General features: G+C 49.4%; 11 protein-coding genes and 2 pseudogenes. 7 read left to right on the plus strand and 6 right to left on the minus strand.

From position 1 onward, the window contains the following. Positions 1 to 145: 145 nt before the first annotated feature. Positions 146 to 787: a hypothetical protein gene (locus tag NL324_RS02760; protein ID WP_253306238.1), complete on the minus strand. Its 642-nt coding sequence runs from the start codon at positions 785 to 787 to the stop codon at positions 146 to 148. 269 nt (positions 788 to 1,056) lie between these two features. Beyond that, complete coding sequence (gene asd / locus NL324_RS02765; RefSeq protein ID WP_253306239.1) at positions 1,057 to 2,172, minus strand: aspartate-semialdehyde dehydrogenase; 1,116 nt, start codon at positions 2,170 to 2,172, stop codon at positions 1,057 to 1,059. A 233-nt stretch (positions 2,173 to 2,405) separates the two neighbouring features. On the opposite strand from asd, the gene NL324_RS02770 reads away from it, so the two are divergent. Then, complete coding sequence (locus NL324_RS02770) at positions 2,406 to 3,002, plus strand: YhgN family NAAT transporter (protein WP_301282746.1); 597 nt, start codon at positions 2,406 to 2,408, stop codon at positions 3,000 to 3,002. Here NL324_RS02770 and rsmD read toward each other — a convergent pair. Then, the gene (rsmD, locus tag NL324_RS02775) at positions 2,978 to 3,589 is read right to left on the minus strand and encodes a 16S rRNA (guanine(966)-N(2))-methyltransferase RsmD (RefSeq protein ID WP_253306240.1); all 612 of its coding nucleotides are present in this window, start codon (positions 3,587 to 3,589) and stop codon (positions 2,978 to 2,980) included. The genes NL324_RS02770 and rsmD overlap by 25 nt on opposite strands. Positions 3,590 to 3,671: 82 nt before the next feature. Here rsmD and ftsY point away from each other — a divergent pair, with 82 nt between their 5' ends. From ftsY to NL324_RS02810, 6 genes and pseudogenes are all read left to right on the plus strand, one after another. Further along, complete coding sequence (gene ftsY, locus NL324_RS02780) at positions 3,672 to 4,814, plus strand: signal recognition particle-docking protein FtsY (RefSeq protein ID WP_253306241.1); 1,143 nt, start codon at positions 3,672 to 3,674, stop codon at positions 4,812 to 4,814. Between the two features lie 177 nt (positions 4,815 to 4,991). Then, positions 4,992 to 5,843 carry an RNA polymerase sigma factor RpoH gene (rpoH, locus tag NL324_RS02785; RefSeq protein WP_253306242.1) on the plus strand — a complete coding sequence of 284 codons (852 nt, stop codon included), beginning with the start codon at positions 4,992 to 4,994 and terminating at the stop codon, positions 5,841 to 5,843. 271 nt (positions 5,844 to 6,114) lie between these two features. Further along, positions 6,115 to 6,768: a pepsin/retropepsin-like aspartic protease family protein gene (locus tag NL324_RS02790; RefSeq protein ID WP_253306243.1), complete on the plus strand. Its 654-nt coding sequence runs from the start codon at positions 6,115 to 6,117 to the stop codon at positions 6,766 to 6,768. Between the two features lie 358 nt (positions 6,769 to 7,126). Beyond that, complete coding sequence (locus NL324_RS02795) at positions 7,127 to 7,384, plus strand: hypothetical protein (RefSeq protein WP_253306244.1); 258 nt, start codon at positions 7,127 to 7,129, stop codon at positions 7,382 to 7,384. 74 nt (positions 7,385 to 7,458) lie between these two features. Then, positions 7,459 to 8,624: pseudogene (locus tag NL324_RS02805) on the plus strand (IS3 family transposase). A gap of 253 nt (positions 8,625 to 8,877) precedes the next feature. Beyond that, a complete protein-coding gene (locus tag NL324_RS02810) occupies positions 8,878 to 9,966 on the plus strand; it encodes a hypothetical protein (RefSeq protein ID WP_253306245.1) in 1,089 nt (362 codons plus the stop codon). 22 nt (positions 9,967 to 9,988) lie between these two features. Here NL324_RS02810 and NL324_RS02815 read toward each other — a convergent pair. The 3 genes and pseudogenes from NL324_RS02815 to NL324_RS02825 form a co-directional block, all read right to left on the minus strand. Further along, positions 9,989 to 10,597, minus strand: a pseudogene (locus NL324_RS02815) (MarC family protein); the annotation flags it as partial. Between the two features lie 237 nt (positions 10,598 to 10,834). Further along, positions 10,835 to 11,161 carry a divalent-cation tolerance protein CutA gene (gene cutA / locus NL324_RS02820; protein WP_253306246.1) on the minus strand — a complete coding sequence of 109 codons (327 nt, stop codon included), beginning with the start codon at positions 11,159 to 11,161 and terminating at the stop codon, positions 10,835 to 10,837. Between the two features lie 64 nt (positions 11,162 to 11,225). Next, positions 11,226 to 12,530, minus strand: coding sequence for an anaerobic C4-dicarboxylate transporter (locus NL324_RS02825; protein ID WP_253306247.1), 1,305 nt, complete (start codon positions 12,528 to 12,530; stop codon positions 11,226 to 11,228). Positions 12,531 to 12,767 lie beyond the last annotated feature (237 nt).

Here is a 12,767-nt window from a genome sequence, read left to right on the forward strand (position 1 = left end):
AACAGTGGATCACCGGACACGATGACTTGGAGTAACCGTGCCAAGATTGAATTATAAAACCGCTCATTCTAGCGCGTTTCCGGATAAAAGCAACCGTCTATGAAGGGCTCCTTGCGGTTAGTCTGCTGTCAATACGCCATCACTTTCATTCTCTGCACAGCCCACTGCTGTGGCTGTTCCTACTGTCGTGTGGTTCAATGGCTGGTAGGTTGCTGTTTGGGTTTAAAGGCATCACAGTAGCTTGTGGCGAATTGGGTAATGCAGCCATCTCTTGTACCATGGCATCCCTTGGGGATCTGACTTGCGCTTCATGATCACAGCAGTGGTGGGTGGTTTGCTGTGAAAGATGGCCAATCTCTTTTCCAAGATAACCTAAGCTTTTAGCCGTTCCTTCAATGAGGTACACCAGGCCTTTTGCAGAATCAAATGGCAAAGCAACACCATAAACGCCAATATCAGCGAGGTGTTGCAGGAGGGTACGCTGCTCTAGATAGTTCAAGGGATAGCAGGGAGCATGGGTATGGGTGACAACATGATAGCCTTTAACAGCAACAGCGACTGGTAATTTAACAAGATGCAGCACTAAGTAAGCACCATCACAGAGCACGGTAGCACCCTGTTTGCCGACCCGTACGCCTAAATTCTCACCCCTGATAACCTTGAGTTTATCAAACTTATGCTGTCTAAACTCCTCCATGAAGTATCTCCAGCCTTTTTTAAGCGTTAGCTTTAAGGGCAAATCATCTTCATGAGCAGTGGTCCTATTAGCGTCTATTAAAGATGGCATGTGAGCTCCTCGGTGAAGCTAGTTAGGGAGAGAGTTTCAGCCTATCGACCGACCATAAAAACGAGACACTCTGAAGGGTCATTAGGATTGATTATCATCATAAATTAAACATTATTGTTACAATATAAAAATAATAGATTGAACTGTCAATGACTTTAATTGAATCTAAAGCACTTTCAGGCTACGAGGGTGGAGTCTGTCATGGGCGTGACAGGGTTGCAGTTTTTTGCGTTGGATGGTTGATGTCAGACAAGATGAAGCGGTGTGCTTTAGCCTACCGCTAGTAACAACGCTAGCATACGCCGCAGAGGCTCAGCAGCCCCCCATAGCAGCTGATCGCCTACGGTAAAGGCTGCTAAATAGTCAGGGCCTAGTGTGAGTTTGTGTAGACGGCCAATGGCGATGGATAAACTGCCGGCGACGGCAGTCGGGGTCAAGCACTGTTGGGTGGCTTCTGGCTGATTATCAATCACCTTGATCCAAGGGTTATGCGTCGCAATCATCTGCTCCAGTGTGGGCAGTGACAGGTTTTGCTTTAATTTAATGGTTAAGGCTTGACTATGGCAGCGTAAGGCGGCGACCCGAACACAGAGACCATCAATAGGAATGGGCTGGTCAGTCCCCAGAATTTTGTGCGCTTCTGCTTGGCTTTTCCACTCTTCACGGCTTTGTCCGCTGTCGAGGCGACTATCAATCCACGGGATCACATTGTGAGCGAGTGGGCTCCCCAAATGGTTCATCGGTAGCTCACCGCTACGGGCCTTGGCGGTCAACTGATGTTCAAGATCGAGCAGGGAGTGGCTGAGATCCTGAGGGTTAAGAGCGATCGCCCCATGCAGTTGGTACAACTGCTGCAATAGTTCGTGCAAGGCACCCGCCCCAGCCCCTGAAGCGGCTTGGTAAGTGGCCATCGAGATCCACTCGACGACACCCTGGGCAAATAGGCCCCCCAGTGCCATTAACAGCAGGCTAACAGTACAGTTGCCGCCGACAAAGGTTTTTACGCCCTGCTCTAAAGATCGAGTAATGAGTGGTCGATTGACTGGATCTAAAATGATGACGCTCTCTGGATGGTGGCGCAATTGCGCCGAGGCATCGATCCAGTAGCCTTGCCAGCCTCGTTGCCGCAGTGGATGGTAGAGACGTTGTGTATAGTCGCTGCCCTGGCAGGTGATGAGGATATCGAGTGCTTGTAGGGCCTCAAGATCATCAGCATTCTGCAGGTTATAGTGCTGACTCGGCCCTAACGGGTGGGCCAGTTGTCCCGCTTGCGAGGTTGAGAAAAAAACAGGGCGGCACTGGTGCAGCGTCTGCTCTTCCTGCAGTCGCTGCAGTAATACGGACCCTACCAGGCCGCGCCAACCGACAAAACCAATGGTTTTCATTAAAAGAGCGACTCACCTCGCGTAGCAAACCGTGAATAGGATTGATGATGGCTTCTTTTATAACAATAAGCCTCTTAAAGCTCAAGGGTCTCTAGCAGTATTGCGCTCATAGTTTCTGGTTGTTCAGTTAAAAATAGGGCATGCTACTGGTTTATGAGGGTTGTTGTTAACAAACCATTGACAGATAATTTAGAGACAGTTAGTCGGGGCGGGATTACATTAAGGATAGCATTATGGATATTAAGTCAACCGCGTTGTTGTTGTTTTTAGCGATGGATTCACCGGGGAATTTATCAGTTTTTAGCGCGGCGCTGCGTCATTTGGAACCTAAAAGGCGTTGGCAAGTCATCCTTCGTGAGATGCTGTTTGCACTGCTTATCCTGCTACTATTCTTGTTTGCCGGTGAGCCATTGCTCAAGGGGTTGGGTTTACGATTAGAAACCCTGTCGATAGCGGGTGGATTAATTCTATTTTTAATTTCATTACGAATGATTTTCCCACAGCCTAATGGTGCTTTGGGATTAGTGAGCAACGAAGAGCCTTTCTTGGTTCCGCTAGCGATTCCCTTGATAGCGGGACCTTCGGCGGTCGCTTTAATATTACGACAAGCAGCCTGTTATCCACAGCAGTTACCGAGCGTGATTTTAGCAGTCGTGCTGGCTTGGGTAGCTTCTTTGGTAGTCCTGTTATCAGGCACCTTTTGTGTGCGCTGGCTCGGCAAGAAAGGTCTAAGCACCGTAGAGCGATTGATGGGGCTGATTTTACTATTGGTCTCTATCCAAATGATGTTAGAGGGTTTTCGGTCTTATATGCCCTTGTTACAGGGGTGAGCAGTGATGGGCTGCCGCTGATAGAGCCGATAAGCGACTTGGCGGCTCCTAGTCTCACGGTGTAGATACCAATGGTTAGGAAGAGTGGCTGGTAGCCAGTCTGCTTCTGTTTCAAGGTAGATCCAGGCCTCTTCTGCCAGCCAATGATAACGTTCAAGCTGGATAAACAGTGCTTGTGGCAACGCTTGATAGAAGGGTGGATCGAGAAAAACGATATTAAAACGGCGATCGGCTGGTTGTGCCAGATAATCTCGACTATCGACAGTCAGTACCGTGGCAGCCTGGCTTTCGAGCCGCTGGAGTACTTGACCTAATTGCTGTGCCACTAAGGGATTATGCTCCAGTAGGCGCAGGTAACTGGCATCGCGTGATAACGCCTCTATGCCGAGCGCACCGCTGCCAGCAAAGCAGTCTAGCACAGCAGCACCTGGAAGCATTGGTGCTAGCCAGTTGAAGAGGGTCTCGCGTAGGCGATGACTGGTGGGGCGCAGACCCTGTTCAGCTAAAACGGCTAGTTTTCTGCCGCGCCAACGGCCGCCGATGATGCGCACGTGGCCAGGGGGCTGCGATAGTAAACGGTTATTCATACGCTACAGAGATGGCTAAAGAGTGCTAAGATAGCGTGTTTAACTTCGGTTAGGCAAGCAGAGTGCAGGAGTTTGAGAGGGCATGACAAAAAAAACGCGATCACGGCTACTCACGTGGCTGCTCGGCAACTCCGATCACCCAGGGCAGGCCATCGAGTTGCCACCAACAGCACTGGAATCTAGTGATAGTGCGGGGGGGCCGGAAGCAGTCTCCTCCAGTGCTAGCGACGGCAACAGACAGCCAAAGGCTGCCAGCGAACCAACCCCCGCTGTCAGACCCGATTCAGAGCCTGCTTTACAGCGTTTATCTCAGCGGTTACGGCAAACCAAGCAGGCCTTAGGGGCCCATTTTTTCGGTCTATTACAGCGTCGAGTGGTTGATCGTGAACTGTTAGACCGTTTGGAAACGCAGTTCTTGTTGGCAGATGTGGGTTTGCCGACGACCACTAAAATGATGCAGCGATTAGAGCAAGCGTTTAAAAGCGGCCAGATCCCGGACTCGCAGGCGCTGCAGGCCCATTTAAAAAAGTTATTGCAGCAGCTGTTACAACCGGTTGAATGCCCGTTGAGGTTTGCAACAGACTCCCCTCCTTATGTAGTATTGATGGTGGGGGTCAATGGCGTTGGCAAGACCACCACCCTGGGTAAGCTGGCCTACCAGCTGCAACGGGAGGGACACTCGGTCATGCTGGCTGCCGGAGATACTTTTCGGGCAGCGGCGGTAGAACAGCTGCAGATCTGGGGCGATCGTTACCAGATTCCGGTGATTGCCCAACCGAGCGGCGCTGATGCTGCAGCGGTGGCTTTTGATGCACTACAGGCGGCTAAGGCGCGAAAAGTAGATATCTTATTGATAGATACTGCTGGCCGTTTGCACAATAAAGAGCACTTGATGGCCTCACTGCAGAAAATGGTTCGGGTGATAAAAAAAGTAGATGAGCGGGCGCCCCAGGAGATCTTATTAACCTTGGATGCGACGACCGGTCAAAACGCGCTGAGTCAGGTGAGGCTGTTTCATGAAGCAGTCGGGATCACAGGGCTAGTGTTAAGCAAACTAGAGGGGAGTGCCAAAGGCGGAATTGTCTTGGCTTTAGCTGAACAGTTCGGGATCCCGATTCGTTATATTGGTTTGGGTGAGCAGCCAGACGATCTTCGCTCCTTTGTCGCCAACGATTTTATTGAAGCGTTACTGACACCGGAGGAGATGCTGGATAGCGAGCCTTAAACCCGATAAAAAACGTCGATAGCCAGCCCTACTCCCTCTAAACTTGACTATGGAGGGGTGCGGGGTTGGGGTTGGCGTAGCGGTTGCAGCCGCTTTAAAAGGGCAGTGGATTGCGGTAGAGTGGTCCGTTCCAGGGGATTGTGGTCGTCCTGGTCTGTAGCATTGATGGAGTGTTAGATGACAATAAAAACAGAAGCTTGGGCCTGTTTAGTTCCTCAGGGGAGCTTGGAAGGCTATATTCGGGCGGTGGGCCGTTTTCCTCTGTTATCCGCTGAAGAGGAGCAACAGCTGGCTGAGCGTCTATTTTACAAAGCAGATTTAGAGGCTGCTAAGTCGCTGATTTTATCCCATTTACGATTTGTGGTGCGGATTGCTCGTAATTATTCTGGTTACGGCTTGCCGCAAGCCGATCTGATTCAAGAGGGCAATATTGGGTTGATGAAAGCGGTCAAGCGTTTTGATCCGACGGTGGGCGTTCGATTGGTCTCCTTTGCGATTCACTGGATTAAAGCGGAGATCCATGAGTATGTACTGCGTAATTGGCGCATTGTTAAAGTTGCTACCACCAAAGCACAACGTAAACTATTTTTTAACTTGCGGAAAACCAAACAGCGACTAGGGTGGTTTAATCAAGATGAAGTGGCCTTAGTGGCGGATGCTTTGGGCGTCAGCGGTGAGGATGTGCGTGAGATGGAGTCACGCATGGTGGCGCAAGATCTGTCGTTTGATGTTAATCCGGACGATGATCCCACTGAGAGTGTGGTTCCTCCGCTGTATTTAGAGGATAAGCTGTCCAATTTTTCCGTGGGCATTGAAGCAGAAAATTGGGAAACGCATGCGGCCGATAAGCTGAGCCAGGCACTACAGAATTTAGAGGAACGCACGCAGCAGATTATCCGTGCCCGTTGGTTAGATCCACAGAAAGCGACTTTACAAGCGTTAGCCGATCGCTACAGCATATCAGCCGAGCGCATTCGCCAGCTAGAGCAGAAAGGGTTAAAGGAGTTGCAACACCATATGACAGCGTAAGCTGTCCGGGTCTCCCCTAATCAGCCCAGCTACCCATCAGTGTCATCCTCCAGCAGAGCATCGTCGATCTGCTCTTGGCTTGAATGAACGCACTCAATGGTTGTAGTCCCATAGTACTGTAGGGCCTGGTTGAAGACCATGTTTCCTATTGGAGAATGTCCATGGGTAATCTGAACAGTGATTGTAGGTTTTTTAGCCCTTAAGCCATGCTTATCCTGAACTCAGGTGATGTTAATCCAGCCTTGCCACTGGCATGGATGAAACAACCATCATGGAAAATATTCAGAAATCATCGGGTCGAACAATAGAAAGCGTAACGCTCTGGTTATCAAATTTTTTATGTACTGCTTTAGCCATCTTCTCTGTATCTTCCTGTGCCACTACGGGAAACTCTGCAACTCTAAAGCTGAGCTTTGACCAATCCTCCATACCTCATACCACTATTATAATTAACGGTAATCCGGTATACGCCATGGTTGATACTGGCGCTACTGTTGGCTTTCACCTCCATGAAGCTCAGCTCAATAAAATAAAAGGACTCAAAAAAGGGCGCACCTATCGTAGTACTGATGAAACAGGGAAAATCTGGGAGAACATAGAATATCTGGCTGACTCTCTTGAGGTGAATGGACTTCAATTAAAAAACGTCACAGTGACCCCCTTGAAACAGTGGGGGATGACACTGTTTGGTGAACATAAAGTGCGAGAGACTCCCGTCGCTGGCCTCGGTGCGTTTAAAGATAAACAGATATTACTAGATTATGCGTCCAACTCATTAACTATTTCAGATGATCTCCGCTATCACTCGTTGATTAAAAAAAATTTTAAAGAGTTTCCCTTCCAGATCACTGCTGATGGGATGGCCTTTGAAGTTGAGCAGTCTGGGCACAAATACCACCTAATTTCTTCAGTCGGTTCTAGCTGAGCGGGTGTCACAGCGAACACGCCCGCTTGGCGTTTTTCCTTTAATCGATAACGCTCCCCTTTGATAGGGATCGTCGTTGAGTCCTGTCATGATCGGCTCATCACTCACTATCACCCAGGGTACCTATCTGTTTCAGGTCAATGGCCCATTAGAGAAATGGGCAGCTTCTGGTCATAATAATTTATCTGAAGGGTTGTCAATGGCTAAGTTTTTTATTTGCCAAAGAATGCAGGGAGTGCCTAGAGGCCGGTGGCCCTATTCACTGCTTCAATTAACGTTGATAGGCTACACGATGGACTGAAACATTGATCGCCTGAGAACAATACGAGATCACTCATAAAATTTTCAGGGGATCATCATGAGGTTAACGGTCAATGATTTTAGACAAACGAGCTGTTTTGCGGATTATACGCTTCGCTTAGATAGCCATCAGCGATTAAAAAGGGATCAAAAAGGCTGGGTACAACCAGTCCACTCCTTATTGCATCAGATCCCAATGATTCGTCAGCTACCCTGCTTACGCCAGCAACGGCTCAGCCAGCGTACCATTAAAAGTGCTTTAATGTTAGCCATTGCTCAAGAGTATGGGACCCAGGCTGTTTATTCTCTTAATTGATCTTGCTACCCTTTAACGGACACAACGAAGAGGAACAAAGCGTATAATTTTTTGTTACTTTTTGAGGTGAAGTTATGAATCAAGGGGAATCAAGGAGCTATGATAAGGAATTCAAGCTGAATGCGGTAAAGCTGTATCACAGCACTGGTAAAACGCTCTGTCAATTGAGCGAGGAATTGGGAGTTCCCAAGAGTACATTGGCAGGGTGGGTCCATCAGCATAACAAGGATGGTGCAGAGGCTTTCCCGGGCAAAGGATACCTGAAAGCGTCTGATGCTGAGCTCAGTCAATTGCGGAAAGAATTGGCGATAGCACGCGAAGAGAGGGATATCCTAAAAAAAGCCTTGGGCATCTTCTCAGTGGCCCGCAAGTAAAATACCAGTTTATGCAAAAGCATGCTGGGGAATTCAGCGTAGAGAGGATGTCCAACGTGTTAGGTGTATCCCGCAGTGGCTATTATCAGTTTATCAAGGCTGAGCCATCCAAGCGCTATTGTGAGGATGAGCGTTTAATATCTGAAATTAAAGAGGTTTATACCATAAGCAACCAAATTTACGGTAGCCCACGTATCCATGCTGAGTTACGAGCTAGAGGTGAGCGCTGTTCACGCAAACGGGTTTGTCGGCTAATGAAAGCAGCCCATATTGCGGCTAAGATGAAAAAACGATTTAAGGTAACCACAATAGTCGATCCAAAGGCCGCAGTGGCGCCTAATTTACTCAAGCAGAAGTTCACAGCCACTCGCCCTGATCAATACTGGGCAGCAGATATTACCTATATTCCGACCCAAGAGGGATGGTTGTATGTTGCTATCGTACTGGACCTGTTCTCTCGTAGTATCGTGGGGATGGATATGCAAGCTCACATGACCACCGAGTTAGTAGCCGCAGCATTACGCCAGGCAATAACACGGAGGAAGCCTGCTGCAGGTCTCATCCACCACTCCGACCGAGGCAGCCAGTATACCAGCAAAGGATTCAAGGCTGTATCGGCGCATCACCAGATAACGCTTAGCATGAGTAGTACGGGCAATTGTTATGACAATGCAGTAGCAGAGAGTTTTTTCCATACCTTAAAAACAGAGCACACCCACTTTGAACGTTTTGAGAGCAGAGAACAAGCCAAATTGAGCATTTTTGAATACGTAGAAGTGTTTTATAACCGACAGAGACGGCACTCAACGCTAGGCTATCTGTCTCCTGTAAATTTTGAAAAAAATTGGTTATCCCAGGTCGCTTAAGGTTTCTCTTCTCTGTGTCTAAAAAAAGGTGGCAAGATCAAATCACTATCCTCATTACTGGAGTGGGCATAAAATCCTGAATGGTCGTAAAATAAATAAACTGTTACAAACACTGGACCAGTTTTATCAACCTTTAGGGCAGACGGCTGCATTGCCAAAATTTATTACAGAGGATCTATTCCAACCGCCCAATCAAGCAGTAGCGGCTTCCCCATCAGGGGGTGCTGGCTTCATCAATAGGAGGGTGTCACGGTTGCAAACGAATGCTCAGAAGAGGCTATTACAGCAGCCAATCAAAGCATTTCTGCTGTCCGATACCCATCATCAAACTCTAGCCCAGCAGCAGTTAAAGCAGGCATTCACTCAAGGGCAGATCAGTGACGAACGCTTTGATCGCTTTTTGAAGTTATCCAGCCATCAACGGCTGGTACTGCATGGCTTTATGGTGGCTTATCAACGGTTACCGGCCAGTCTACCTCGGCGGGCACTACCCTTAGATCGAATCGACCACGCCCCAGGTAGATCCAGTGGGCCTACTGATTTTTCAACCTTACCTATCGTCGAGCAGCTCTCCATCGTGGGAGAGGCTGCCGCCAGTCGGGTTGGTTATCGACGAAAGATTGACCTACACACCCAGCAGCTACTCATGGTTAAAGGATTACCAGGCTTCAACAGTTACTATTCACGAGGGTTAGAAAATCAACTGGTAAAGCGTGATCACCAGTTAAGTTTTACAGGAGATCACCTCTATTCTAGGCTAGGGTTGAGTGCCCATCTGGTGACTCGAGAGCAGCCTCAAGGGAAAGAGTTATCGCTAGTATTTGGCGGTTTTAAGAGTCATCCAACCCTCCTAGGAAAATTCAATCAGGCCAGAGCCATTCTGAACAACTTTTTTCATCTGCCTTGGACAGCAGCGCTCTACCAAGAGGCGTCAGAGTTAGCGAAGCAAGCGGCACACCATGCACGCCAGCAGCGTTTCGACACCTTTACGGTGTCTGGACACTCGTTGGGGGGAAGTTTAGCTGAGTATGCGGTAGGGCAATATTCAGAGCTGATTAATCAGGCCAGAGTTTTTCAGGCTTTTCATGTCATGGGGAGCCACCGCCGGGCATTAAGTCGCAACCCATCAGCACAGGAGAAGATCACCAGTGTCGAGGTGAAAAATGATTGGGTCACCTCACCGTTAGTTCATCGAAGCTTAGGGCAACTACGCACGATCGTACTATACCCTAAAAGGTATGATCAACCCATCCATGGCCAGTATGATAGAAGGTTATTTAAAGCGGCCATGGATAATTTATCCAAGCTGAGCTCAACCCTAGCAGCAGCGCCTGCTGGTTAGGCACTATGAATTCTGAGCAGGACTGGGAAAAGAACGCTTGTAAACCGGTCAAGATATTATTCACGGCTACAGAAGCCAGAATAAGTCCCATCACCCGGCTGATCACGGCCGCACCGGTGACGCCGATCCAGCGTTGGATATCATTAGCCACCAGCAGCAACAGGTAAGTGATGAACAGGACGCTAAAAACCACCAGCATGGTGAATAGGTGGTCAAGGAGCGTAAAGCCATCTTTATCAGTGAGGAGCACCAAAGTCATCATAGCCCCCGGGGAGGCGATAGAAGGCACTGCGATGGGAAAAACCGCCACATCGCTCCTTTTGCTTTCTAAGCGCATCTCTTGATCGGGTTTGCTTTCGCCAAAAATCATCGTTAAGGCAAACAGCAACAACACTAGACCACCGGCCACTTGAAAGGCAGTTAACGGGATCTGTAACGCCCCTAAGGTTAACTTACCCGCAAATAAAAAGAACAGTAAAATACCGGCAGAGACCAAAACAGCTCTACGTGCGACTTGCTGCTGCTCTTCTGGAGAGAATCGAGCCGTTTTCGCGAGGTAAACGGGAATAGTCCCAATTGGGTCAATAACGGCCCATAATACAATAAATTGAAACAATAAGGTCTCAAACATATCGCACAATTTCGCTTGTACAGTTAAGCCGCGTAGGGATTATGACTGAAAATGGCAGCTTTAGAAATCTACTTTTGCAATGAATGGGTAGATCATGCTTGTTTTCAGAGTATCAACAGAATGTATCACTACCATTAACACCTGACACCCTTGGTTATTTCAAAGATGAATGAGTGACGTTCACAACAACTACAGGCCCGAGGGTATGGCAACGCTGTGTGGCTTGGGAGTGAGGGGTTACTGCTTTGGTGCAGTCAGTGCCTCGATTAACCAGGCCTCATAAGCAGCCTCCGGGGTATCGACCGGCCAGGCCAGCAGTTCAGGCACCTGGTAAGGGTGGTGTTCCTTGAGCGTCATGAATAATGCGGCTTGCCGCTGGCTGTCGGTTTTCAGCAGTAATTGAATCTCAGTCTGTCGTTCAATAGTGCCCTGCCAATGATAGAGGGAGGTCATGGGCGGTAGATACGAGACACAGGCGGCCAAGCGTGCCTCAAGCACAATCTGTGCGAGCTGTTCGGCACAGGCCTGATCTGGAACAGTGCAGAGCACAACCACGATCTTCACAAAGCTCTCCTCAAAAAAGAGTGTTCACGCTCTAACCGTGCCAGGATTCCTGGGGTTTCAGCCGTTACAGTACGACCGGTATCAACAAGAAACCAAAGAGTACGGAGAGGATGATAGCGACAATCCCTGGCAAAAAAAACGGGTGGTTAAAGAGATAGCGACCAATGCGTGTAGAGCCGGTATCGTCCATAGCTACCGCTGCCAGTAACGTGGGGTAGGTGGGTAGTACGAACAGTGCAGAGACTGCGGCAAATGAGGCTACGACGGTGCTTGGGCTGACGCCAATCGCCAGAGCGGCTGGGAGCAGGGCTTTGGCGGTGGCTGCTTGTGAATAGAGTAGGGTAGAAGCGAAGAAAAGAGTGATCGCCAATAGCCAAGGGTAGGTGACTAGCCAGGCAGCAGCGATCTCCTGAATGGCCTCAAGGTGATTGCTAATCAAGGTGTCGCCTAACCAAGCCACCCCTAAGATACAGACACAGGCGCTCATCCCTGCTTTAAAGGTATCACTAGCGATGATAGCCTGCCCCTCAACCCGACAGAGTAGGGTGATCAGCGTTGCTACACTGAGCATGGCGATCAGAATGGCTTGGTTTCGGGTTAGCAGTGGCTCTTGAATCCAGCCGACTGGATCGCTGATGAGGATCGCATAACCGATCACCATAATAATGCCTAGAAGAAATAGCCCTACGGAGCGTTTTGCATAGTATGGCAGCGCGGATTGGCAACGGTGATGGACTGCTGTAGGGCTCCCAGTGGCGGGAGGGGGAACGTTGGGTTGGCTGTGTAGGGTGGTGGCCCCTCCCAGCCTGCTGAATAGCCCAGAAGTGAGTATCACCGCCGCCAAGGTTGCTGGGATAACAACCGCTAATAGTTGCAGGTAATCAATGCCAAAGGGTTTAATCAGGGAGGCCACCACCAAGACGGCGGCTGACAGTGGAGAGGCAGTAACCGCAATCTGCGAGGCGACTACCGCTAGAGAGAGGGGACGTGACGGCGGGATCCCCTGTGCTTTGGCTGCTTCGACGATCACCGGTAACAGGGCCAGCGTAATATAACCAGTACCGGTTAACAGTGTCATACTGTAGGTGATTAATGGGGCTAAAAAGATGATCTGCCGCGGCTGGTGTTTCAAGAGAGACTCAATCCGTTGGACCAGATAATGCATCCCGCCAGCGGCTTGCATGGCGGCGATAGCGACGGTAACTGCCATAATCATCTCAATGACATCAAAAGGGATGCTGCCTGGTTTGAGGCCTAATAGGATGAGGAATAACAGACCAAAGCCGCTAGCTAAGCCAATACCGATGCTGCCGATTCGGGTGCCTAAATACAGAGCGGACAGTACTAGAAGGCATTCAAGTAAGAGCATGAATTGTGATATCCCGTCATGAGGTTGGGCGCGGCTACTAGCGCCTTCGATGGAGAGCGCTGCTGATCAAGGTGTGTTACTGGGTCTTGTCCGGTGACCACCGGAGTCTCTTCACCGGGTGAGCATCGCAATGCGGGTTGAGTTTACCCGATAGCCACGCTCACGCAAATGATTATTGTGAGTTGCTCTCGCTTGACAGCTAGGCTGATTAGCGGGGATGTTTCCAGGCTCTTTTGG

This window comes from unidentified bacterial endosymbiont (assembly GCF_918320885.1).
In the GTDB taxonomy this organism is placed as follows: domain Bacteria; phylum Pseudomonadota; class Gammaproteobacteria; order Enterobacterales.